The 22755-nt window shown below is 73.6% G+C and carries 20 protein-coding genes and 2 tRNA genes; 6 read left to right on the top strand and 16 right to left on the bottom strand.

Translation table 11 applies throughout. From position 1 onward, the window contains the following. The first annotated feature begins 72 nt into the window (after positions 1-72). On the top strand, positions 73-1581 hold the full coding sequence (locus HF526_RS25360) for a P-loop NTPase family protein (protein ID WP_169384076.1): 1509 nt from the start codon (positions 73-75) through the stop codon (positions 1579-1581). Then, complete coding sequence (locus tag HF526_RS25355) at positions 1578-1958, top strand: hypothetical protein (protein ID WP_169384075.1); 381 nt, start codon at positions 1578-1580, stop codon at positions 1956-1958. Before HF526_RS25360 ends, HF526_RS25355 begins: the two co-directional genes overlap by 4 nt. A 61-nt stretch (positions 1959-2019) precedes the next feature. On the opposite strand, the gene HF526_RS25350 is transcribed toward HF526_RS25355, so the two are convergent. After that, positions 2020-3363: an AAA family ATPase gene (locus tag HF526_RS25350; protein ID WP_169384074.1), complete on the bottom strand. Its 1344-nt coding sequence runs from the start codon at positions 3361-3363 to the stop codon at positions 2020-2022. Positions 3364-3595: 232 nt separating this feature from the next. On the opposite strand from HF526_RS25350, the gene HF526_RS25345 reads away from it, so the two are divergent. Both HF526_RS25345 and HF526_RS25340 read left to right on the top strand, forming a co-directional pair. Continuing rightward, complete coding sequence (locus HF526_RS25345; RefSeq protein WP_169384073.1) at positions 3596-4603, top strand: TerC/Alx family metal homeostasis membrane protein; 1008 nt, start codon at positions 3596-3598, stop codon at positions 4601-4603. Positions 4604-4820: 217 nt separating this feature from the next. Then, positions 4821-5096, top strand: coding sequence for an ACT domain-containing protein (locus HF526_RS25340; protein ID WP_169384072.1), 276 nt, complete (start codon positions 4821-4823; stop codon positions 5094-5096). Between the two features lie 11 nt (positions 5097-5107). Here the strand turns inward: HF526_RS25340 and HF526_RS25335 are convergent, their stop codons facing one another. The 3 genes from HF526_RS25335 to HF526_RS25325 are packed head-to-tail and all read right to left on the bottom strand — an operon-like array spanning position 5108 to position 7402. Continuing rightward, on the bottom strand, positions 5108-5428 hold the full coding sequence (locus tag HF526_RS25335; protein WP_169384071.1) for a putative quinol monooxygenase: 321 nt from the start codon (positions 5426-5428) through the stop codon (positions 5108-5110). A gap of 52 nt (positions 5429-5480) precedes the next feature. Next, the gene (locus HF526_RS25330) at positions 5481-5912 is read right to left on the bottom strand and encodes a nitroreductase/quinone reductase family protein (protein WP_338051735.1); all 432 of its coding nucleotides are present in this window, start codon (positions 5910-5912) and stop codon (positions 5481-5483) included. Beyond that, positions 5909-7402, bottom strand: coding sequence for a carboxylesterase/lipase family protein (locus tag HF526_RS25325; RefSeq protein ID WP_169384070.1), 1494 nt, complete (start codon positions 7400-7402; stop codon positions 5909-5911). Before HF526_RS25325 ends, HF526_RS25330 begins: the two co-directional genes overlap by 4 nt. A gap of 85 nt (positions 7403-7487) precedes the next feature. Here HF526_RS25325 and HF526_RS25320 point away from each other — a divergent pair, with 85 nt between their 5' ends. Continuing rightward, positions 7488-8117 (top strand): DedA family protein, encoded by a 630-nt coding sequence (locus HF526_RS25320; RefSeq protein ID WP_169384069.1) that lies wholly within the window; start codon positions 7488-7490, stop codon positions 8115-8117. Here HF526_RS25320 and HF526_RS25315 read toward each other — a convergent pair. The 4 genes from HF526_RS25315 to orn form a co-directional block, all read right to left on the bottom strand. Continuing rightward, positions 8099-9067, bottom strand: a complete 969-nt coding sequence (locus HF526_RS25315; protein WP_338051734.1) for an asparaginase — start codon at positions 9065-9067, stop codon at positions 8099-8101. The genes HF526_RS25320 and HF526_RS25315 overlap by 19 nt on opposite strands. A gap of 262 nt (positions 9068-9329) precedes the next feature. Next, positions 9330-9402 (bottom strand) — tRNA-Lys (locus HF526_RS25310). A gap of 90 nt (positions 9403-9492) precedes the next feature. Next, positions 9493-9568 (bottom strand) — tRNA-His (locus tag HF526_RS25305). Positions 9569-9649: 81 nt separating this feature from the next. Beyond that, positions 9650-10255, bottom strand: coding sequence for an oligoribonuclease (gene orn / locus HF526_RS25300; RefSeq protein ID WP_169384068.1), 606 nt, complete (start codon positions 10253-10255; stop codon positions 9650-9652). A 31-nt stretch (positions 10256-10286) separates the two neighbouring features. Here orn and HF526_RS25295 point away from each other — a divergent pair, with 31 nt between their 5' ends. Then, positions 10287-11816, top strand: coding sequence for a helicase HerA-like domain-containing protein (locus HF526_RS25295; protein ID WP_338051733.1), 1530 nt, complete (start codon positions 10287-10289; stop codon positions 11814-11816). Here the strand turns inward: HF526_RS25295 and HF526_RS25290 are convergent. From HF526_RS25290 to HF526_RS25255, 8 genes are all read right to left on the bottom strand, one after another. Further along, positions 11782-13323: a PH domain-containing protein gene (locus HF526_RS25290; protein WP_169384066.1), complete on the bottom strand. Its 1542-nt coding sequence runs from the start codon at positions 13321-13323 to the stop codon at positions 11782-11784. The two genes, HF526_RS25295 and HF526_RS25290, sit on opposite strands and share 35 nt — an antisense overlap. After that, positions 13320-13862 carry a PH domain-containing protein gene (locus HF526_RS25285; RefSeq protein ID WP_169384065.1) on the bottom strand — a complete coding sequence of 181 codons (543 nt, stop codon included), beginning with the start codon at positions 13860-13862 and terminating at the stop codon, positions 13320-13322. The genes HF526_RS25290 and HF526_RS25285 overlap by 4 nt, the downstream gene beginning before the upstream one ends. Before the next feature lie 63 nt (positions 13863-13925). After that, positions 13926-15446 carry a serine/threonine-protein kinase gene (locus tag HF526_RS25280; RefSeq protein ID WP_169384064.1) on the bottom strand — a complete coding sequence of 507 codons (1521 nt, stop codon included), beginning with the start codon at positions 15444-15446 and terminating at the stop codon, positions 13926-13928. Between the two features lie 138 nt (positions 15447-15584). Further along, positions 15585-16646 (bottom strand): TIGR03617 family F420-dependent LLM class oxidoreductase, encoded by a 1062-nt coding sequence (locus HF526_RS25275; RefSeq protein ID WP_169384063.1) that lies wholly within the window; start codon positions 16644-16646, stop codon positions 15585-15587. 71 nt (positions 16647-16717) lie between these two features. Next, positions 16718-17911 (bottom strand): M20 metallopeptidase family protein, encoded by a 1194-nt coding sequence (locus HF526_RS25270; protein WP_338051732.1) that lies wholly within the window; start codon positions 17909-17911, stop codon positions 16718-16720. 39 nt (positions 17912-17950) lie between these two features. After that, positions 17951-19135 carry an acyl-CoA dehydrogenase family protein gene (locus tag HF526_RS25265; RefSeq protein WP_169384062.1) on the bottom strand — a complete coding sequence of 395 codons (1185 nt, stop codon included), beginning with the start codon at positions 19133-19135 and terminating at the stop codon, positions 17951-17953. Between the two features lie 159 nt (positions 19136-19294). After that, positions 19295-20938 carry an AMP-binding protein gene (locus HF526_RS25260; RefSeq protein WP_338051731.1) on the bottom strand — a complete coding sequence of 548 codons (1644 nt, stop codon included), beginning with the start codon at positions 20936-20938 and terminating at the stop codon, positions 19295-19297. Between the two features lie 71 nt (positions 20939-21009). Then, positions 21010-22353 (bottom strand): MFS transporter, encoded by a 1344-nt coding sequence (locus HF526_RS25255; protein WP_169384061.1) that lies wholly within the window; start codon positions 22351-22353, stop codon positions 21010-21012. Between the last annotated feature and the right edge of the window lie 402 nt (positions 22354-22755).

Below are 22755 nucleotides of genomic sequence, written 5' to 3'. Positions count from 1 at the left end.
TCCCCGACCATCTGGGCTGTCCGTCGGCCCGAGCGGGGCTCGCTCCTCCAGCGATTCGAGGCACTTCGTCACATGACCGGTCCGCTGTGTGCGGGTCTGGCCGACCTGTTGGCCGCCCGGATCGATCATGTGGGGCGGGGGCCGGCCGGTGAGCGGTTGCGTGCCGGCCTTGCGGCGCTGGCCGAACCGGCTCCACGGCTCGCGGTCGTCGGTGAGCACGGCGACGGGGCCTCGACGCTGGTCGACGTCATCCTCGGGGCCCGGGCCACTCCGGTCGGGCGGGTCCCCACTGCCGCCGTCGCCTGCTGGTTCCGCTACGGCGAGCCCGCGGTCCTACTGGCGATCGTCCGTGACGGCGACCCCCGCGCGGCCTGCTGCGAGGACGGTCCGTACATCCCCGCCGATCTCGCCGGACTGGGCCTGAAGGTGGAGGAGGTCGACCGCCTCGTGCTGCGTGCACCCATCGAGGCGCTGCGGCACTGGACGGTGCTCGATCTGCCGGGGGTGCGGCACTGCCGGACCTGGCCGCCTGCAGCCCTCGCCGAGGCCGACGCCGTGCTGCTGGTGCTCCCCGAGCCAGGTCCGGAGCCGGCGGAGGCGATCGAGGCGATCCGGCGGTTCGCGGTGGCCGCCGGGCTGACCGCGGCCAACACCGTCGGGGTGCTGAGCCGGCCGGAACGCTTCGGGATGGCGGGGGAGGACCCGTGGCCTGACATGCACCGGGGGGCCGGCGCGTACGCGGCGGGATTGCGCGGTCTGGTGGCCGATCCCGTCCCGGTGGCGGGGCTGCTCGGCGCGGCCGCCCTGCCCGGCGGGTTCACCGAGGGGCACGCCCGGGCGGTGCGGGTGCTGCGCGCCGCCGACCCGGACCGGTTGGCCATGGCGCTGACCGACGAGTGGGAGTTCCGTGACTGGACCGACGGACCGCTGACCCGCGAGCAGCGACTGCAACTCGCGGACGTGATCGGCATGCACGGCATCCGTGAGCTGGTGGCCGCCGCCGGAGCCCACGACCTGTCCGCGCAGCGCACCGTGTTGCGGGACCGGTCGGGCGTCGACACGCTGCTGGGCCGGATCAGCGGCCCGCTGCTGGCCGCCGCGGACCGGCTCCGCTGCACCCGGGTCCTGGCGGCGGCCGAACGCGCGGTCCGTGACGCGGGGGCCGACCACCAGCCCGGGATCGCCGCGCTCGGCGACGAGCTCACCGCCTACCGGAACCGCCCGGAGCTGGCGCAGGTCCGGCTGAGCGACGCGCTCACCGACCTGCTCAGCGGTCGTTGGGTGCTGCCGGCTGCGGAGGCGGCGGCGATCGAGGCGCTGGCCACCGGCGTGGACGCCGCCGGCTGTCTCGGGCTGGCTCCGGACACCGAGCCGGCTCGGGTCGCCGCGGCTGCGCGGCGGGCTGCCGAGCAGTGGGCGGCCTGGGAGTCCGCCGATGTCTCCGATCGGCTGGGCCGTCACGCCCGGGCCGCCCGCGAGCTGTGCCAGCAGGTTGCCCGCTCGGCCCGGGACGGCTCGCACGGCGTCGCACCACCAGTCCCCGACACCGAACCCCACCCGAGAGAGGACCGCGACGCATGACCGATCGCTCACCGGATCCGGGGGCTGCTCCCGAACCCGAAGACCCGTCGGCGCACCGCGACCAGGAACCGGCGCTGCGCGCTGCCGGATTCGGCGACGAGGAGGACCTGGCCGACCTGCTCGCGCTGCTGGGGCACGACGGGGCCGCCGCCCCGACCTCCTGGTGGGCCGGCACCGTGGACGCCCCGGGGAGCGACGACGCGCCGGGAGAGCGGCTCGTCCGGCCTGCCGACGGGCCGCGATCACGCCGCGGGAGCGTGCCGGACGGGCTGCGGATGTGCGGGCGAACCGGGATGTATCGCGGTATCGCCCACTGCTGGTTCGCCAGCGACGGCCGCATCTACGGACCCGGTGGGAGTCGCCTCGGCTCCTGGTGAGCGGCAGCGGCCACCGCGGGGGCGGGGCCGCTCGGCCGCGCGCCGTGGCGGGGAGCCGGGTCTACCGCCACCGCGCCCGGGGGGCGCGCGGTGAGCAGCGTCGGGCGAGGGCGGCGGCGAGCCGGTCGGACCCGGCCGGGTCGGACCGGGCCAGCAGGTCGGCGACCACCGGCAGGTTGTCCCGTTCCGCGGTGAACCAGGCGCGTTCCGGACACCGGTCGAGCAGCGCCAGGTAGTGCCGGGTGAGGCGGTCCTGCGCGGCCTGCGTCGTGCCCGGGGGTTCGCTGTCGGACAGGCGCTGCTCGGCGTAGCGGCGCAGCAGGGCGTGCAGCTCGTACCGGGCCGGGCCCGCGTCGGAGTCGGCAGGCGGGCGCAGGTCGAGCAGATGCGCGCCGTGCAGCCCGCGCAGCAGCGGGCCGACCAGCTCCTCGGGCCTGCCGGCCAGCGCGGCCGCGGCGCCCGGGGTCAGGTCGCGCAGCGGGGCCGCCGCGAGGCGGCGGAAGACCGAGCGCTGCGCGGGAGCGAGCGCCTCATAGGACAGTGCGAACGCCGCCTCGACGGTCTGCTCTCCGGCGCGCAGCTCGCCCAGCATGCCCCGGCGCCTGCCCAGCAGGTGGGCGAGCCGGGCCGGGGAGAGATCGGACTCGCCGGCCAGCCGGGCGGCGACGATGCGCAGCGCCAGGGGCAACCCGGCGCAGAGCCGGATCAGCTCGGCCGGCCCGTCCAGATCGTCGCCGACGGCGACCTCGAGCAACCGGCGCGCGTCCGCGGCGTCGAGGTCGCCGATGCGCAGCCGGACGAGCCCGGGGGGCAGCATGGGCAGGGTGTGCCGGGAGGTGAGCAGGGCGAACGACCCGCCGCCGACCGGGAGCAGCGGAGCGACCTGAGCCGTGGCGGCGACGTCGTCGAGGAGCACCAGCACCCGGCGCTCGGCCAGTGCCCGGTGGTAGGCGGCGAGCCGCGGTCCGGGGCGGTCGGGCAGGTCGGCGGAGGGCACCCCGAGCGAGCGGAGCAGCCGCCCGGTCACCTCGTACACCGAACGCCCGTCGCGCAGCTCGACACCGAGCGCGCCGTCCGGGAAGAGCTCGCCGAGCCGGTGCCCGGCCTCGACGGCGAGCGCGGTCTTGCCCGCGCCCGGTCGCCCGGTGAGCAGCACCCCGGTCGTCCCGGACGCGGGTGCGGCGGCGTGCGCGATCGTTGCGATCTCCCGGGCGCGGCCGACGAACCCCGTCGGCCGCGGCGGCAGCTCCGCGGGTCGCGGCGGCTGCCGGCCACGCCTCAGCCGCAGGGCGAGCTCGCCGAGTTGCAGCACCGTGTGGACCGGCGCGCCGATCTCGGCCCGCAGCGCCGTCCGGGGATCTCCCGGGTGGCCGCGGTCCGCGCAGGCCGGGTCGGAGGGGGGCACGATGCCGGGGTTGTCGGGCGCCCGCCCGGCGGCGTTACGGCCGGGCGGGACGGCACCATCGGGTGGCGCGTGTCGACGGCGGCTCCCTGTCTCGGAGAGGATCTTCGCGGCGGAACCCGCTGGTCAGAAGCCTGGGTTGAATGCGCTGTTCATCCGATAGGGCCCCTATGGGGATATCTGCCTAGGCTGGTGCGTGTACGGGTGGTGCTGACGAGACGACGGAGGTCGCGGGGTGCTGGAGGTCAGCGGACTGGGCTGGGCGGTGACGATCGGGGTGATCGTCGGTCTGCTCGCGCTGGATCTGACGCTGGCGGCGGTGCGGCCGCACCGGGTCGGGTTCAAAGAGGCCGTCGCCTGGTCGGTGTTCTACATCCTCGTCGCCATCGTGTTCGGCGTCGTGTTCACGATGATCGCCGGCGGCGAGTTCGGCACCGAGTACTTCGCGGGCTACATCGTCGAGAAGAGCCTGTCGGTCGACAACCTGTTCGTCTTCGTGATCATCATGACCACGTTCGCCGTGCCCGAGAAGCATCAGCACAAGGTGCTGACCTTCGGCATCATCCTGGCGCTGATCATGCGCGCGATCTTCATCGTGGTCGGCGCGACCCTGCTCAGCCTGTTCTCGTTCATGTTCCTGATCTTCGGGTTGCTGCTGGTCTTCACGGCCGTGCAGTTGTTCCGCCACCGCGACGAGGACCCGGATCCGGACAACGCCGTGGTCCGGGTGTCGCGCCGGGTGCTGCCGGTCACCGAGGACTTCGTCGAGGGCAAGCTGGTCACGAAGGTCGACGGCAAGCGGATGGTCACCCCGCTGCTGATCGTGCTGATCGCGATCGGCAGCGCCGACCTGCTCTTCGCGCTCGACTCGATCCCCGCGGTGTTCGGCGTGACCGCCGAGCCCTACATCGTCCTCACCGCCAACGCCTTCGCGCTGCTCGGACTGCGGGCGCTGTACTTCCTGGTCAAGGGCCTGCTCGACCGGCTGGTCTACCTGTCCGCCGGGCTCGCGCTGATCCTCGCGTTCATCGGCGTGAAGCTGATCCTGCACTGGGCCCACGAGGACATCAGCACCTCGGTCCCGGAGATCTCGACGCCGATCAGCCTGGGTGTCATCGTCGTGGTGCTGGCCGTGGTCACGGTGGCCAGCCTGGCCAAGACCCGCAAGGACCCGGAGGCGAAGGCGCACGCCGGGTCGCTGCGGGCCCGCACGAAGCGGGATGCCGACGCGCCGAAGGGATGACCGGACGCGCCGGAGGGGTGGTGACCCTTCGGTCGCGGGCGTACCGTCGATGCGTGGTCCGCAGGATCATCATTGGGCGGCGCGCCGGCTGAGCCAGGTTCCCGGCGCGCGTTCCGCGTTTGCCGATGGTGCAACCGCTCAGCTCGGGGGTGTGACCGCCCCGCCCGAGACCTGGCTCGGCCGGATGCTTCCGCGTCGACAGGCAGGAGCTGCGGCGATGAACACCGCGACCCTCCCCGAAGCCACGCTCGCCGCCCTCCGGGCGCACCGCTGCCACGAAGTCCGCACCACCGACGGCCTCGACGGCGTGCTTCGCGTCGTCACGCTGCTGCGCGGCCGCGGTTACCGGGTGCGGAACCTGAGCGTCGACGTCCGTGAGGGTGCCGGGCTCAGCACCGTCCGCTGCACCGTCTCACTCACCGACGAGGAGGCGTCGCTGCTGGTCAGCCGGCTGGCCCGGCTGCCGTCGGTGGTGGGCGTCGACGCTCTGTGAGGGCGGCGGGCTCAGCGCAGCCCGGGGCCGCCGACCGGGGCGAGATCGACGAACTCGGGCGGCCCGGCGAGCAGGGCCAGTACCTCGCCGATCCCGGCCTCGCCCATGTCCCGGGACAGCGCCGCGTCCGAGGCGGCCGCGTCGGCCCACACCTCGGTCACCCACACGGTGTCGGGCTCGTCCGGGGTGCGGTTGATGATGTACAGCTCGCAGCCCGGGGCGTCGCGCAGCCCGTCGGCCACCCGCATCAGCTGCTCGGCCAGCGCGGAGCCCTGCCCCGGCTGGGCCACCATCCGCACGTACCGGCCGATCCGTCCCACGCCCTGCGTCATGTACCGACCGTAGAGCCCAGGCCCTGCCCGGCCCGGCCCCGGGGGCCGGGGACTACGCGGGCTCCAGCACCACGACCGGGATCACGCGGTCGGTCCGGCGCTGATAGCCGGCGTAGTTCGCGTGGTCGGCGATGATCCGGGCCCACAGCCGGTCGCGCTCGTCACCGGTGGCGGTGCGCGCCACCATCCGCCGCGTCGACCCGGTCGTGGTCAGCTCCACCTCGGAATGCGCCCGCAGGTTGAGGTACCAGGCCGGGTGCCGGTCGTCGCCGCCGTAGGACGCCACGAGGACGATGTCGTCCCCCTCGACGAGCGGCGCGGTGAGCATGGTCGACCGGCGCGCGCCCGAGCGCCGGCCGGTCGTGATCAGCTCCACGACCGGCATGCCGCCCGCGCGGCCGAGGACCCGTCCCCGGGAGGCCCGGAAGGCGGTGCGGTGCACGGCGGTGAGGGCTTTGAACAGCTGGTCCTTGACGGCGCTCACGCCTGTGCCCCGGACGCCGAGCCGGCCCGCACGACCGTGGGGCCGGTGTCGATGCGCAACACCTCGGGCCGGTCGGCGGTGTGCTCCGGCCAGCCCGGGTCGCCGCCGGTCGCGAACCCGACCCAGGCCCGGTGCATCAGCGTGGCGACCTCCTGCGGGGGCGCGGCGCCGACCAGCCCGTTGCGGCCGCCCGCCGCGGCGAGCGTGTCGAAGACGAACGGCAACTCCACGGCGTGGCAGGCGCCGAGCCGGCCGTCGAAGGCCGGGGACCGCCATGCGAACTCGTAGACGTGGGTGCGTCCGGCGTGGGCCTGAGCCACCCGCTGCGCGGGCGCGCGGAAGACCAGATCGGTCATCGCCGCGCTGAACACCGTGCCCGGACGGCCGCCGTCCGTTCCGAGTCCGTAGCGTTGCAGCAGGTCGTCCGCGTCGGCCCGGACGGCGCGGACGGCGGCGCCGGCCTGCTCGGCGGTGAGGACGTCGACGACCCCGCTCGGCACGAGGTAGAGGTTCATCTCCTCGCTGTTCGTCCCGATCAGCAGGTCGATCGCGCCGCTCGCCCCGCCGCGCAGCGCGGTGAGCGGATGCTCGGGCAGCACGTCGTCGCCCACGATCGGGAGGAACGCGCCCAGCCCGTAGCCCGGGTCCGAGCCGTCGTCCTCGCGCAGGTCGACGCGGCGCTGCGGGTCGGACACCGTGGCCTGCACGGCGAGCAGATCGTCGATGCTGCGGGCCCGGAAGTCCGCCACGTCCGGGCGCACCCCGAGGAGCTCCGCGACCTGTTCGACCAGCCGGGCGGCCGGGCCGGGCGTGCGCACCATCTCCGCGTGACCGCTCTGCAGGACGGCCCGCCGGAAGAGTCCCCGCGCCGGCGGCGAGGCGAGCAGGTCGGCGATGCTCATCGCGCCGGCGGACTCGCCGAACACCGTGACGTTGCCGGCGTCGCCACCGAACGAGGCTGCGTTGCGCTGCACCCACTCCAGGGCGGCGATCTGGTCGCGCAGCCCGACATTGGTGGCGCCACCCGGGACGGGCAGGAAGCCCTCGGCGCCGAGCCGGTAGTTCACGGTCACGAGGACGACCCCGGAACGGGCGAACGCGGTCCCGTCGTAGGCCGCCGCGCTGCCCGACCCGGCGACGAACGCACCGCCGTGGACGAAGACCATCACCGGTAGCCCGGCGGCGGTCGGGTCCGGGGTCCACACGTCGACCGTCAGGTACTCGTCGCCCCGCTGCCAACCGGTACCGATGACGGGGGCCAGGTCGATCCCGGCGATGCCGCGGGAGACCTGGGGCGCGTTGGGGCCCGGCTCGCCCGCCTCGCGGACACCGTCCCACGGTCTGGCCGGAGCGGGTGCGGCGAACCGCAGCGCGCCGACCGGGGCGGCCGCGTAGGGAACGGAACGGAACCGGGCGACACCGTCGACGAACCGCCCCCGGACCCGGCCCGCGCCGGTGGTGACGATCGGGTCGGTCCTGGGATCGGTCATGCCGGCGAACCTAGCCGACCACCGGCCGCCGGTCGCGTTCCGGCGCGCGACGTCGCGCTGCCGCGGACTCGGCCACACTGGAGGCATGTCGGTCGACCACCTGTTGCAGACGATCCCGCCGCTGATGGTGTATCTCATCGCGGGTCTGGTGGTCGGCATCGAGAGCTTGGGGGTGCCGCTGCCCGGCGAGATCGTGCTGGTCAGCGCCGCGTTGCTGTCGTCGCGGCAGGAACTGGCGGTGTCCCCGCTGTGGATCGGGGTCGCGGCCGCGACCGGGGCCGTCGTGGGCGATTCGATCGGTTACGCGCTGGGCCGGCGATACGGTGCGTCGTTGTTCGGGTGGGCCGCGCGCCGGTTCCCGAAGCACTTCGGGCCGGCGCACGTCACGGCGGCCGAGCGCGTGTTCGCCCGCTGGGGGATGTGGGCGGTGTTCTTCGGCCGGTTCATCGCGCTGCTGCGGATCCTGGCCGGGCCGCTGGCCGGTGCGCTGCGGATGCCCTACCCGCGGTTCCTGATCGCGAACGCACTCGGCGGCATCGTGTGGGCGGGCGGGACGACGGCGGCGGTGTACTACCTCGGCGTGGCCGCGGAGAAGTGGCTGTCTCGGTTCTCCTGGATCGGCCTCGCCGTCGGACTGGGGGCCGGGCTGGCGGTCGGCTGGGTCGTGAAGCGGCGGACCGCGCGGCTGGTGGAGCGTTACGCCGAGGAGCAGTAGTCGAGCGCCACGACGGCACCGACGGGCCTGCCGTGCCCCAGGACGTCGACCCGGCCGATCTCGTCGAGCGCCGGGGCGTCCACCCCGAGCGCGCGGAGCGTCGCGGCCACCACGGCCGGCACCGGCCGGGCGGCGCCGTCGAGGACCTTGACCGCGGCCGCTCGCCCGTCCGCTAGCGCCGCGGCGAACACGCCCTCGGCGCCATCCTTGCCGATCAGGCCGGGAACGCCCTCGATGAACCGGGTGACCGGGCGCCCGGTGCCACCGAGCCACCACGGGTGGCTGCGCAGCGCCGCGGCGACCCGGCCCGCCGGTGTGCGCGGGTCTGCGGTGGCGATCCGGGCGAACGCGCGGGCGAGGCCGCCGAGGGTGCAGGAGAACAGCGGGGCGCCGCAGCCGTCGACGGTCACATGGGTGACGTCGTCGCCGGTCAGCTCGGCGACGGTGGCCCGGATGGCACGCTGCAGCGGATGGGTGGGATCCCGGTAGGTCGCGGTGTCCCAGCCCGCGGCCACGCAGGTGGCGAGCATCGCGGCATGCTTGCCCGAGCAGTTCTGCGCGAGCGGCGCCGGCGGGTGCCCGGCGCCCTGCCAGGCGAGGGCCGCGGCCGCGTCCCGTGGCAGACCCAGCGTGTTCTGCAGGTGGTGTTCGGCGAGCCCGGCGCCGGCGAGCAGCCGGCGGGCTCCCTCGCGGTGGGCCTCCTCTCCGGAGTGGCTCGAACTCGCCAGCGCGAGCAGCTCGCCGTCGAGGTCGAGGCCGACGCGGAGCATGGCGACGGCCTGCACCGGCTTCAGCGCCGACCGGGGGAAGATCACCGTGGCCGGGTCACCCTGCCGGACGGCGACCGAGCCGGCGGGGTCGAGGCCGACCACGAGCCCGTGGTGCACCGACTCGACCACGCCGCCGCGCACGACGTGCGCGATCGGCACGGCTGTTTCGTCGATGGTCACGTACGGCGACGCTACGCCGCGGCGCGGTCAGCACGGCGCGGGGGCGAGCAGGGCCACGTCGAGCCGGGGCGGTCGACCGCCCTTGGAGTCACTCGGCCCGAGTGCTACCTCAATGCTGCGAGCTCGTGATCGAACTGCCGTGAGGGTGCACTCGGCGGCTTACGGCAGGCCGGCCGGGCGTGTCGAGTTGATCGCGGTCGGGTGGTCCGGGGAAGCGAAACGGTCCCCGTCTGCCGGAGCAGACGGGGACCGTTTCGTGCGGTGCGCCGCCAGGGACTCGAACCCCGAACCCGCTGGTTAAGAGCCAGCTGCTCTGCCAATTGAGCTAGCGGCGCTTGCCTTGCTTCGTCGCTGCGCCCTACCGCTCGGCGCCTGCGGAACGCTATCACGCGTCCTTCAGGCGCCTCGCGGTGGGGGTCCGCGACTGGGGTGAGTGACGGGACTCGAACCCGCGACTTCCTGGACCACAACCAGGTGCTCTACCAGCTGAGCTACACCCACCATCGCCACCGGCCGGAGTCGGTGACGGGAACGATCGTAGCGCCCCGTTTCCGGAGTCGGAAAACGGGTTCGGCGCCGGGGCTAGTCCGCAGGTGGGGCCAGGGATGCGGCGACGGCCTGCGCCTCGTCGGAGCTCGGTCCGGGCGGGGCGACGAACAGCGTCCGCCGGTAGTACGACAGCTCGCGGATGGACTCCTTGATGTCGGCCAGGGCGCGGTGGGCGAGGCCCTTCTCCGGCTTGGCGTAGAACACGCGTGGGTACCAGCGCCGGGCGAGCTCCTTGATCGAACTCACATCCACCATCCGGTAGTGCAGGTAGGCGTCGAGTTCGGGCATGTCGCGGGCCAGGAAGCCCCGGTCGGTCGCGATCGAGTTGCCGGCCAGCGGGGCGCTCCCGGCCTCGGGCACGTGCTCGCGGATGTAGGCCAGGGCGAGTTGCTCGGCCTCGGCCAGCCGGACCGTCGACGCGCGCACCTCCTCGGTCAGCCCGGAGCGCTCGTGCATCTCGCGGACCACGTCGGGCATCCCCGACAGCGCCGACTCGTCGGCGTGGATGACCACGTCGACGCCCTCACCCAGCACGTTCAGCTCGCCGTCGGTCACCAGAACGGCGATTTCGATGAGGGCGTCCCGATTGAGGTCGAGCCCGGTCATCTCGCAGTCGATCCACACAAGACGGTCGTTCACCTGGTCAGCTTATTCGCTAGGCTCCACCGCCGTGGGGGACATCACCGCAGCGCAGGAGATCGCCGCCGGATACGCCACCGAGGGTGACGCGCTCGAGCTGGGCACCGTCCTGATCGACGGTGCGGTGGACCCGCAGGCCCGGGTCCGCATCCCGTTCGGGACGCTGAACCGGCACGGTCTCGTCGCGGGCGCCACCGGCACCGGCAAGACCAAGACGCTGCAGGGCCTGGCCGAGCAGCTCTCCGCAGCGGGCGTCCCGGTGCTGCTGGCCGACGTCAAGGGGGACCTGTCCGGCCTCGCCCGGCCGGGTGAATCCAACGCGAAGATCGAGTCCCGGGCGAAGGACACCGGCGACGACTGGGCCCCCACCGCCTACCCGGTGGAGTTCCTGTCCCTGGGCGGTGGCAGCCCGGCGGTGCCGATCCGGGCGACGATCACCCAGTTCGGGCCGGTCCTGCTGTCGAAGGTGCTCGACCTGAACGACACCCAGGAGTCGACCCTCGGCCTGATCTTCCACTGGGCCGACCAGCAGGGGTTGCCACTGCTGGACACCAAGGACCTGCGCGCGGTCATCCAGCACCTGACCTCCGACGAGGGCAAGGCCGACCTCAAGGGCATCGGCGGGGTCTCGTCGGCGACCGCCGGGGTCATCCTGCGGGCGCTGGTCAACCTGGAGGCCCAGGGCGGCACCGAGTTCTTCGGCGAGCCCGAGTTCGAACCGGCCGACCTTCTGCGTCAGATCGACGGCAAAGGCGTCGTCACGCTGCTCGAGCTGACCGACCAGCAGGCCAACCCGCGGCTGTTCTCGACGTTCCTGATGTGGCTGCTGGCCGAGCTGTTCGAGGAGCTTCCCGAGGCCGGCGACCTGGACAAGCCGAAGCTGGTGTTCTTCTTCGACGAGGCGCACCTGCTGTTCGACGGTGCGTCCAAGGCGTTCCTGGAGCGCATCGAGCAGACGGTGAAGCTCATCCGGTCCAAGGGCGTGGGTGTCTTCTTCTGCACCCAGCTGCCCACCGACGTGCCCAACGCGGTGCTCTCCCAGCTCGGCGCCCGGATCCAGCATGCGTTGCGCGCGTTCACCCCTGAGGACCAGGCGGCGCTGGCCAAGACGGTCAAGACCTACCCGACCACGAAGAACTACCGGCTCTCCGAGGCGCTGACCTCGCTCGGCACCGGCGAGGCGATCATCACCGTGCTCTCCGAGCGCGGCGCGCCGACGCCGGTCGCGTGGGCCCGGATGCGGGCGCCGCGCTCGCTGATGGCGGCGATCGGGAACGACGCGGTGACCGCGGCGGCGCACGCGTCCCCGCTCTACGCGAAGTACGGCGAGACGATCGACCGCGAGTCGGCCTACGAGAAGCTCACCGCCAAGATCGCCGCGGCGCCCGCCCCGGAGGCGGCGCCCCCCGCCCCCGAACCCGAGCGCCGGCCCGAGCGCGAGGCGCCCGGCATGATCGCCGAGGTGCTCGGCTCGCCGGTGGTGAAGTCGTTCCTCCGGTCGGCGGCCAGCGCGTTGGGCCGGGAGATCACCCGCGGGATGTTCGGGACGCGCCGGCGCTGAGCAGCCCGGGGCCGACCTGTTCGATCAGCTCCCGCGCGTGCGCCGCATCGACGTCGAGCACGTGGTAGCCGCCCCGGCCGGCCGCGGTCACCGCCTCCAGGGTGACCAGCCCGGACCGGCGCTGGAACACGCTCTGCCGGACCTGCCAGCCGATCACCCCGTCGCGCTCCAGCGCGACGGTGCGGCGCACCAGCGACCCCTGCCGGGTGACGAGGAAACGGCCGGTCAGGGCGTGCCCGAGGTTGCGGGCCCGGTCCAGCCCGAGCAGCAGCGCCAGCGGCACCAGGACGAGCGCGGCGGGCCGCAGCCAGGACAGCGCCGGCACCCCGTCGGCGAGCAGCCACCCGGCCGCGGCGAGCAGCGCGGCCGGCCCCAGCGCCCGGGTCAGCCGGCGGGCCACGGCCGCCCGCGGATGGCGCAGCAGCGGCGCCGCCGTGCTCTGCGCGGCGGGCGCACGCAGCACCTCCGCGACGACGCGGTGGGCCGCCGAGCGCGGGGTCGGCGGGGCGACCGCGCCGCCCTGGGCCTCTTTGCTCAGGCCGGTGGTGAGCGCCCGGCTCTGCGCGGCCCGGCCGAGACGCAGCAGCAGCGGCTCGGTCAGCTCGGCGCCGCGCAACCGGTGCTGCGCGACCGACAGTGACCGCCGGGTGAGCAGGCCACGGCGCATGAGCAGGGTGCCGTCGGGTTCGCGGGAGAGCCGGTAACCCCACCAGCGTTCGGCCCACAGCACCGTCGAACCGATCATCGCGATCACCACGAGCACGACCAGGACCACCGCGATCGCGGCCCACAAGGGGGCCGCGGCCAGCTGGTCGGTGGCCTCGTTCACGGCCCGGATCCGGCGTGGGTCGACGCCCAGGTCGTCGACCAGGTTGTGCACCGCGGCGAACACCGCACCCACGCCCGCGAGCGCCGAGAACGTCAGCGGGGCATAGCGGATCCAGGCCCGGTTCAGCCGGGCCAGCTCCACGCCGGCGGGCTCCGGCGGGGCGCTCGGCCTGGATGCGGCGGCGTGGGAGTCCACCCGCGCCGGGCTGTGGTCGAGCAGAGCCAGCCGCAACCGTTCGGCCTCCCCGGTGCTGACCGCGTCCAGGACCAGCCGCCCGGATCTCTCGGTGGCCGAACGGGCTCCGGCCCCGACGTGCACCACGCTGAGCCCGAACATCCGGTGCAGCAGCTTGGACGTCAGGTCGACGGTGCGGATCCGGTCCCGCGGCACGGAACGGCGCTGCCGGCGCAACCAGCCGTGGTGCAGTTCCACCCGGTCCGGGGTGATCCGGTACTGCGTGGTGCGCCAGCGGACGACCCCGAACACCACCAGCAGCGCCGAGATGCCCAGCGCGATCCACAGCCGGTTGACGTCGCCGCGTCCGCTGACCAGCAGCACGACGATCACCGGGAGCAGCCGGACCAGGCTGTGCGCCGGGCCGACGACGAGCATCCGGCCGTCGAGGCGCCGCCAGCCGGTCTGCACCGGGTCGTCGACGGCGGTCTGCTCCACCGTCACGTGGCGTCCCCAGGCGTGGCCTGGGTGGTCTCGGTCAGGGTCCGGGCCAGCTCGACGGCGTCCGCGGCGTCCAGGCCGTCGATCGTGACCGGCCCGCGGGCCGACGCCGTCGTCACCGTCACGCTGGCCAGCTTGAGCAGCTGCTGCAGCGGCCCGTGCTCGGTGTCCACGGTTTGGATCCGGGAGATCGGGGCGATCCGCCACTCCCGGTTCACCCAGCCCGACAGCGTGTAGACGGCCTGCGGTGTGACCTCCCAGCGGTGCACCCGGTAGCGCCATGTCGGCATGATCGCCACGTATCCGGCGCCGATCAGCAGCGTCGCCAGCGCCGTCGCGAACAACACCGCGGGCGGGTCGTCGCCCAGCACGACGAGGGCCACCAGCTGAGGCGCCAGCAGCACCGCCACCAGGATCAGCGATTGCAGCCGCCACCAGCGCACCGCCCGCGGGCTGACCCGGTGTGCGGGCGGACGCAGCGGCGGCACCGTGGCACCCGGAGGCTCCGGTGACGGGACGGCCGGCGGCGATGCGATCTGCATGTCTCCACTCTGCCGAACGGCGTTGTCCGCGCGCGGTCATTCGTCACGCCCGGCCGGGTGACCTCACAAGCCGGTCACAGCGCGCAGCCACCCGGTGAACCGGAGAAGGACGACGAGGACCGGCAGCGCCGAGATCGCGTAGACCGCGGTGCGACCGGTCTCGCCGAACAGTGCGAACGCGATGCCGCCGGCGAAGACGACGGTGCTGAACAGCACGTCGGGCACGAGCACCACGAGCGCGACGACGAGGCGCACCGCGAACACGAGCATTCCGAAGGGGAATCTCTCGTCGACCGTCGAGGTGTTGTAGACGGCGCGGAACAACGCGAACGGGTGGTAGGGGGTGCTCGCCCAGTGCGCCGCCCACCGGGCGTTCACGCCGTCCGCGGCGGGCGCTGGTCCGGGCGTGGCCGCGGGGCCGGGCGCGGCTGTGGGTGCAGGGCCGTGCGCGGGTGCAGCGGCTGGGCCGGGTGTCGGCGCAGGCGCGGGGGGTGGGCCGGCCGCGGGTGCGGCCTGCGGCCCGGGAGATGCCGGCGCCGGAGCGGGTCCGTCGCGCAGCGGTGCCCCTGGCGGCGCTGCCGCCGTCGCCGTGGCCTGCGGGTGCGGGGACACGGTCCGGTCGTCGCCGGAGAACAGGGCGAGGACCCCGATGCCGGTGACCAGGGCTGCCAGCACCGCTGTCGACCCCGTGTAGACCGGCAGACGGGCGGAGCGACCGGCCCGGTTCGTCGCCGGCGGGGGCCCCGTCCGGTGTGCGCCGACCTGCCGGGGCAGGGACCTGGCCAGCTCGGCGGCGGACGGCCGCGCGGCCGGGTCGGGCGAGAGCATGCCCACCAGCACATCGGTCAGGCCGCCGGCCCGCTTCGGGCGCCGGAAGTCACCGGCGTCGGCGGCGCGTATCTGCGCTGCCACGGTCGCCACGTCGAAGGGGAGAACACCCTCGCAGGCCAGGTAGAGCGTGACCCCGAGAGCGAAGACGTCCGCCGGTGGACCCGTCTGCCCCGACGCCAGTTCGGGGGCCAGGTATCCGCGGGTGCCCACCAGGGAATGGGCCGGGGTCAGCGAGGTCTCCCCTTCTCGCCGGGAGATCCCGAAGTCGACGAGCACGGCATTGTCGTCACCGAGGTCGGCGCTCGCCCCGGCCCCGAGGATGACGTTGGCGGGCTTGACATCGCGGTGCACGATCTTCTGGGCGTGAACCTCGGCGAGGGCGTCCGCGAGCTGGCCGCCGATCTCCGCCACCCGGTCTATCGGGATGCGCGTGTCGCGGGCCAGGGTCGTGGCCAGCGACTCGCCTTCGACGAATTGCATCACCAACCAGAGCCGGCCGGACTCGTCATCGAAGGAGTCGTAGAGAGTCGCGATGTGCGGGTGCGCAACGGCGGCGAGCGCTTTCGCCTCGCGACGGGCCCGGCCCATGATGGCGTCGGCCTCGTCCGAGCTCAGCCCGGGTGTGGCTTGAACGCACTTGAGCGCGACGGTTCGGCCGAGTACATCGTCGATGGCGCGGTAGACGGTTCCGTAGCCGCCGCTGCCGATCGCCTCGCCGATATCGAAGCGGCCATTTCTCGGACCGTACGCCATTGAGCTCTCCGCATTCTCCGAGGCGAATGGGCAGTGAATGCGGGGAGCAGTAAAGATCGATGCTAACGGTGCACGGACGGTTACTCAATGCTCCGAGTGGAAGAGCGGATGGGGCCGTTCGATGCGTTGCGCACGGCGTCAGAACCCGCGCTGCACCGCCCGGATCGCCTCGGCCAGCCGCTCATGGTCCTCCGGCCCGTGCACCGGCAGGCTGAATTCGACCGCCGAGCACACGCCTTCGTAGCGCCGCCACACTTTCTCGGCGATCTCGTCGTAGGTTCCGACGACCCCGATCGTGTGCACCATCTCGTCGGTGACCAGGGCCTCCATCTCGTCCCAGCGCTGCTCGCGCGACAGTGCGGAGAGCTGCTCGGCGATGTCGTCCCAGCCATGGTGGGAGAACACCGGCCGATAGGTGCGGGTGGAGGCATAGAAGGAGATGCGCGCCCGGACGTCACTCACCTTCTTGGCCAGCTCCGCCTCGTTCGGTGCGGTGACGATCAGCGGGCTGGCGACCACCTCGATCCGGGCGGGGTCGCGGTCGCGGCTGCGGGCGCCGTCGTCGACGGCGGGACGCAGTACGTCCACGAGGTAGGCCCGGGTGCAGATCGGGTGCGGGCGCACCCCGTCGGCGACCTGCCCGCCGATCCGCGCCATCCCGGGCCGGACCGCGGCGAGGTGCACCGGGATGTCGGGATGCTCGATGGGGCCCGGGTCGAACAGCGGATTCATCAGGCAGAGCCGGTAGTGCTCGCCGTGATGGTCGAGCGGGACACCCTCCTGCCAGGTCCGCCAGACCGCACGCACGGCGTCGACGTACTCCCGGATCCACGGGCCAGGTGCCGACCAGTGCATCCCGTAGCGCCGCTCGATGTGCCCCTTGACCTGGGTGCCCAGGCCGAGGGTGAACCGGCCCCGGGAGAGCCGGGCCAGCGTCCACGCCGTCATCGCGGTGACGGTGGGGCTGCGCGGGAACGCGATCGCCACGGCGGTGGTCAGCCGCAGCCGCTCGGTGCGGTCGGCGCCGACGGCCATGACGACGAAGGGGTCCTCCTTGGTCTCGGTGAGCACGAGCCCGTCGAACCCGAGCCGTTCGACGAGCTCGGCCTGCGCCCCGACGGTGGGCAGGTCAAGACTGATCTCCGCCGCCCGGATGCCCGGATCCACCTTGCCCAGTGGCAGGTGCGTCTCGACCCTCATCGGTCCCCTTTCGCAAGCGCCTCGCCGGTCAACCTGGCATGCCAGCGGCGTCCGGGCAACAGCGCCGGGCGTCAGCGCGCGCGCAGCCGCCGGATGGCGAGTTCGGCCAGCAGCAGCGCCTGGTCGCCGAGGATCGCGTCGTCGAACAGGGCCAGCGGCGAGTGGTTGCCGGGCAGCGCGTCCTGGTCCAGCTCGGGTGGCGCGGCACCGAGGAAGCCGTAACTGCCGGGCACCTGCTGCAGCACCCGGGAGAAGTCCTCCGACCCCGTCCGTGGCTCGGCCAGTTCCTCGAACCGGTTCGCGCCGAACAGTTCGATCGCGGTCGCGGCGTAGGCCTGTGCCTCCGCCGGGTCGTTGACCGTGGCGGGGTACATCGTCTCGAAGGTGGCGTCGGCGGTGAGCCCGTGGCCGATCGCGATGTGCCGGGCCAGTTCGGGGAGTTCGGCGGCCAGCCGGTCGGACGTCGCCGCGCTGAACGAGCGCACGCCGGCCCGGAACCGGGCGGTCTCCGGGATCACGTTGTGCGCGGTGCCGCCGCTGAACTCGCCGACGGTGATCACGACGGGGTCGAAGACGTCGAAGCGGCGGGTGACGAACACCTGCAGCGCGGTCACGATCTCGGCGGCGACCTGGATCGGGTCGAGGGCCCGGTGCGGGCGCGAGCCGTGCCCGCCCGCGCCGCGCACGGTCACGTCGAAGACCCCGTAGGCGGCCATCAGCCGGCCCGGCCGGGTCGCGAACAGGCCGCGCGGCAGGTCGGCGGCGACGTGCACGCCGTAGGCGGCCACCGGCGGCGCGCCCGCCGCGTCGAGCACGCCTTCGGCGATCATCACCCCGGCGCCGTCGTAGCCCTCCTCGCCGGGCTGGAACATGAAGATCACGTCGCCGGGCAGGTCGGTGCGCACGCCCGCGAGCAGGCGGGCGGCGCCGACCAGGCCTGCGGTGTGCAGGTCGTGGCCGCAGGCGTGCATCGCACCGTTGGCCGACGCGTACGGCAGCCCGGTCCGTTCGGTGATCGGCAGCCCGTCCATGTCCCCGCGCAGCAGCACCGCCGGTCCGGGCCGGCCGCCACGGAGCACGGCGACGACGGAGCTGGCCCGGATCCCGGTGGTGATCTCCAGGTCGAGCCCGTCGAGCGCGGCGAGCACCTTCTCCTGGGTGCGTGGCAGGTGCAGGCCGAGCTCGGGTTCGGCGTGCAGCGCGCGACGCAGCTCGATCAGTCCGGGGGCCAGCTCGGCGGCCGTCGCGGCCAGTGGGGCGTTCACGGGGGCATCGTCTCAGCCGTCGGAGGACCCCGCCCCGCGTCACGCGGGGGTGTCGATCCCCTCGATCGGCCGGCCGCTGCTCGCGGCTGCTCCGAAGGCGTCGAGCTGGGCGACCCGGATCGCCGCGGTCTGGGCCTGGATCAGATGGAACGACGCCTCCCGAGCCCAGCGCTGCTCGGGACTGGCCAGCAGCATCGCGCTGCCGGATCGGGCCGCGATCAGGGCGTTCGCCGAGCGCACGGCCAGCTCGGTGATCTCACCGCGCAGCGCCGTCCGCTCGGCGGTGCGGGCTCCCAGCGGCACCTCGGTCAGCAGCGCGTACGCCTCCGATCGGCGCTTCGCGGCGAGCTCGGCGAGCTGCCCGGCGAGCTCGACGGCCTCCGGCCGGTCGCGGCGCACCCCGACGCGTTCCAGCTCGACCAGGACCCGTCGCAGCAGGCCCAGCGAGGCGGGGGTGGTGTTGGCGGTGCGGGCCAGGTCATGCCAGCGCCAGGTCGGGCCGTCGACGTCGAAGAGGACGTCGTCCCCGGCGATCTGCAGGGCGTCGAGTTCGAGGGCGACGGTCCGGGTGCCGGCCATCACGGCCAGCGGGATCGCGGCGCCGGCGCGCAGCCCGGGCTGGTCGACCGCGGGCAGCAGTACGAAGACGTACCGGTCGTCGGGGGCGGTGGCGCCGATCATCACCTGGTCGGTCATCCCCCAGCCGGTGCACCAGTCGGCGTGCCCGGTGAACCGCCAGCCCCCACCCGGCGCCGGCTCGGCCCGCACCGCCGGGGTGCCGGGCCGGCGCAGGTGCGCGACCGCGATGCCCGCCAGCGTCTTCGCCGTGGCCAGCCCGGCCCGGTGCCGCTCCGCCGCCAGACCGATGATCACGGCCTCGTCCGGCAGGCCGGTGAGCCGACCACGTGACATGCCCTGCGGCGTGCGGTGCTGGGTGGTGACGAACCAGGTCGCGCCACAGGCGCCGCTGGTCAGCTCGACGGTCTCGGCGTCGATCCGGTCGTCGGCACCGTGACCGCCCTCGTCGCGGGGAATCTTGACGCTCAGCAATCCGGCGTCGACGAGCCGCGCGACGTGGCCCGGGTCGACACCGCGGGCGGGGTCGTCGGCCGCCGCGGCGTGCGGGGCCAGCACGTCGTCGGCGAGGCGGGCCGCGGCGCGGACCGCAGGATGCTCGGCGATCGCAGGCGGCGGGGCGAACAGCTCCTCGACGGGGGACGGCACGGTTGACGACGCTACGCGACCGCGCACGAGGGAGACCGGGAGCCGGATTCGACGCCCGCCGCCGTGCGGGGCTGCTCAGCCCGGCACAGCCGCGCCCGGCTCACTCCGGCGCTGTTCCGGCGCAGTCACCCGGCCGGTCTCAGCCCGGCTTGGGTGGATTCACTCCGGCCGCGGCAACTCCCGCGCCACGACCTTGCCCGTGCTGTTGCGCGGCAGCTCGTCGACGAAGACGACGTCGCGGGGGACCGCGAACCGGGCCAGCTTGCCGCGGACGAGGTCGCGCACCGTGTCGGCGTCCAGCGACGCGCCAGCTGCCAGCACCACGTAGGCGGCGAGTCGCTGCCCGAACTGCTCGTCGGGCACCCCGATCACGGCCACCTCGCGCACCTCGTCCCGCTGCGCGATCAGGTCCTCGACCGGGCCCGGGTGCACGTTCTCCCCGCCCGAGACGATCATGTCGTCGGCGCGGCCGGTGAGGTGCAGCCGGCCGCGGTCGTCGAGCCGGCCGATGTCGCCGGTGCCCAGCAACCCGTCGTGCTCCTCGACCTCGACGCCGTTGCTGGTGTACCCGTCGAACGGCAGGTCGTTGCCGACGAACACCCGCCCCTCGGTGCCGGGCGGGACCGGGCGGCCGTCGTCGTCGAGGATCATCAGCCTGGTGCCGGCCGGCGCGCGACCGGCCGTGCCCGGCGCGTCCCGCAGGTCGGCCGGGCCGGCGATGGACACCCAGGACACCTCGGTGGAGCCGTAGAGGTTGTAGAGCAGGTCCCCGAAGCGGTCCATGAACGCGACGGCGAGCCCGCCGGGCAGCGCCGAGCCGCTGACCGCGACGACCCGCGGCCGGTGGCTGCCGCGCCAGCCGTCGACGCCGTCGGCATCCATCGCGCGTTGCAGCATCACCGGCACCGCGAACACGACGTCGCAGCGGTGCTCGTCGACCGCCGCCAGCATGGCCGTGGGGGTGAACCGGCGGCGCAGCACGACGGTCGTGCCGTGCAGCACGGCGAGCAGCAGGCCTGCGTTGCCCCAGGTGTGGAACAGCGGCGCGGCGATGAACACCGTCTCGCCCGCCCGCAGCGGGATCTCCGACAGGATCGAGGCGGCCGGAGCAAGGCTGGACGGGTGCGGTCGGCGGGCGCCCTTGGGTGTGCCCGTGGTGCCGGAGGTGAGCACGATCGTGCGGCCGCCGGCTGGCCGCACGGGCAGGGCCGAGTTCCCGCCGCGGGCGATCAGGTCCGCCAGCGTCGTCGCGCCGTCCTGGGCCTGCCCCCACGAGGTGATCACGGTGCAGCCCTCGGGCAGTTCGGCGAGTACCCCGGACTCGACGAACTCCGCGTCGGCCGCCACGGTGTGTAGATCGAGTTCGGCGGCCACCGCGGCGAGCTGTCCGGCCGACAGCCCGGTGTTGAGCAGGACGATGTCGGCGCCCAGCTTGCCCACGGCGACCATCACCTCGATCGGCCCGCGGTGATTGCGGCACAGCACCCCGACGGCGGTGCCCGTACCCACTCCGGCATCGGCCAGCGCCCGGGCCAGCCGATCGGTCCGCCGGTGCACCTCGGCGTAGCTCAGCGCGCCCGCGTCGTCGACGATCGCGGTGCGGGCGGGGTGCCGGGCCGCGCCGACGGCGTACCCACCGGTCACGCTCAGCCCGTAGCGCAGGAGCCCACCGGCCAGTCCGACCAGGCGGTCCGGGCGGACGGGGCGGACCACCCCGGAGCGGGTCAGCGCGCCGAGAGCGCGCACCGTACCGGTGGTCTTCTCGAAGGCGGAGCCTGCGGCCGAGCGGAGTGCGTCGATCACGGGCTCCAGTCTGGCAGCGCGGCTCCCGGAGCGAGGGTGGGACGCGCCACGCGCCGGACGCCCTCGGCGTCTCAGGGGCGGGCGCCGGCCGGAGCGTCCTCCATCTCGTTCTGGTAGGTCTCGGTGAGCGCCAGCGTGCAGCCGATGGCGATCACCGACACGACGATGATGTAGATCGAGATCGCGGCGGTCCCCCCGGTCGCCTGCTGCAGCGCGACGGACAGCAGCGGCGCGATCGCCCCGCCGAGCAGCGCCCCGAGCTGGTAGCCCAGCGAGGCCCCGCTGTAGCGCAGCTTCGCGCTGAACATCTCGGAGAAGAACGCCGCCAACGGCCCGTACATCATCGACAGCGCGAGCTGGGCGACGATCAGCGACAGCGCGATGCTCCACGTCGCGCCCAGGTCGACCAGCCAGAACAGTGGGAACGCCCAGACCGCGGTGGCCACCGACCCGGCCAGGTACATCGTGCGGCGCCCGACCCGGTCCGACATCGCGGCGAACCCGGCCAGCGCCGGGATCTGCACCATCGACGCGATCGCGATGGCGATCAGCATCGTGCCGGAGGAGACCCGCACGGTCTTCGTGCCGTAGGTCAGCATGAAGGTGATGTAGATGTAGAACGTGGTGTTGACGACCGTGAACGCGCCACCCGCGAGCAGGATGCGGCCCCAGTGGTGGCGCAGCACCTCCAGCACCGGGGACTTCTGCGCCGCCGGGTCCTCCGCGGCCAGCCGCTGCAGCTGCGTGAACGCCGGGGTGTCCTCGAGCCGGTTCTTGGCGTAGACCGCGACGGCGACCAGCAGGACGCTGGCGATGAACGGGATACGCCAGCCGTAGCTGTCGAACGTCGCCTGGTCCATCGTCGTCCCGATCAGGAAGAAGGCGACCACGCCCAGCAGGACGCCGATCGGCACGCCGATCTGGGCGAAGCTGCCGTAGAACCCGCGCTTGCTCTTCGGTGCGAACTCGGTGGCCAGCAGCACCGCGCCGCCCCACTGTCCGCCGACCGCCAGGCCCTGGGCGAAGCGGAGCACGGTGAGCAGGATCGGCGCCGCGATCCCGATCGCCGCGTACGTCGGCAGGACCCCGATCAGGACGCTCGCCACGGCCATCGTCATCAGCGCCGTCAGGAACGCCTTCTTGCGGCCGAGTTTGTCGCCGAAGTGCCCCCAGACGATGCCGCCGACCGGGCGGGCCACGAAGCCCACACCGAGCACGGCGAACGAGGACAGCGTGGCGAGGAACGGGTCGGCGTCCGCGGGGAAGAACAGCCGCGGGAAGACCAGCGCGGCGGCGGTGCCGAAGAGGAAGAAGTCGAACCATTCGACGCTGGCCCCGACCAGGCTCAGGCCGGCGATCTTGCGGATCGATCGTTCGTCGAGCTTCCCGCTGTCCTGAGGTGGAGCTGTGGTCATCGGTCTCTCCGCTGAGTCGACGTCCGCGCTGGATGCGCCCGGCTGCGCGGGACGGTAGATCCACCGGCGATAAGTCGGATACGACCGAATAGGGGTAACCGACCCCGCGGAGCGAGCACCGGGACAGTCGCTGTGTGCAACGTCACCGCCAGCACCTGCAACATGGGGCGACCAGATGACGACGTCGGGGGTGGGCCCGGGTTCGCCGCGCCGTTCATCCACGACATCGTCCGGGGATCTTCATGCTGCTCTACAGCGCCTCTGTCCTGCCGCGCCGCGGGCGCGCGACCGCCGCCACCCGGCCCGCGCGCCGCGCATCGCGCCGCGGTCCGGTCGCCACGACGTGCCGCTGCGGCGCCGAGCGTGCGGTCCAGGAGCACCTGCGCCCCGGGCGTGACTGCG

It is taken from the genome of Pseudonocardia acidicola, assembly GCF_012911935.1.
Classification (GTDB): domain Bacteria; phylum Actinomycetota; class Actinomycetes; order Mycobacteriales; family Pseudonocardiaceae; genus Pseudonocardia; species Pseudonocardia acidicola.
The sequence above is the reverse complement of the archived record's forward strand: the minus strand, read 5'-3'. Positions and strand labels throughout refer to the sequence as shown.

Bases quoted from the DNA above. Each gene is read 5' to 3' on its own strand.
- HF526_RS25255 (WP_169384061.1), bottom strand. From the start codon at position 22,353: ATGACCACAGCTCCACCTCAGGACAGCGGGAAGCTCGACGAACGATCG.
- HF526_RS25285 (WP_169384065.1), bottom strand. From the start codon at position 13,862: ATGCAGATCGCATCGCCGCCGGCCGTCCCGTCACCGGAGCCTCCGGGT.
- HF526_RS25355 (WP_169384075.1), top strand. From the start codon at position 1,578: ATGACCGATCGCTCACCGGATCCGGGGGCTGCTCCCGAACCCGAAGAC.
- HF526_RS25320 (WP_169384069.1), top strand. From the start codon at position 7,488: ATGTCGGTCGACCACCTGTTGCAGACGATCCCGCCGCTGATGGTGTAT.
- HF526_RS25325 (WP_169384070.1), bottom strand. From the start codon at position 7,402: ATGACCGATCCCAGGACCGACCCGATCGTCACCACCGGCGCGGGCCGG.
- HF526_RS25340 (WP_169384072.1), top strand. From the start codon at position 4,821: ATGAACACCGCGACCCTCCCCGAAGCCACGCTCGCCGCCCTCCGGGCG.
- HF526_RS25360 (WP_169384076.1), top strand. From the start codon at position 73: ATGACCGGTCCGCTGTGTGCGGGTCTGGCCGACCTGTTGGCCGCCCGG.
- HF526_RS25280 (WP_169384064.1), bottom strand. From the start codon at position 15,446: ATGGCGTACGGTCCGAGAAATGGCCGCTTCGATATCGGCGAGGCGATC.
- HF526_RS25335 (WP_169384071.1), bottom strand. From the start codon at position 5,428: ATGACGCAGGGCGTGGGACGGATCGGCCGGTACGTGCGGATGGTGGCC.
- HF526_RS25275 (WP_169384063.1), bottom strand. From the start codon at position 16,646: ATGAGGGTCGAGACGCACCTGCCACTGGGCAAGGTGGATCCGGGCATC.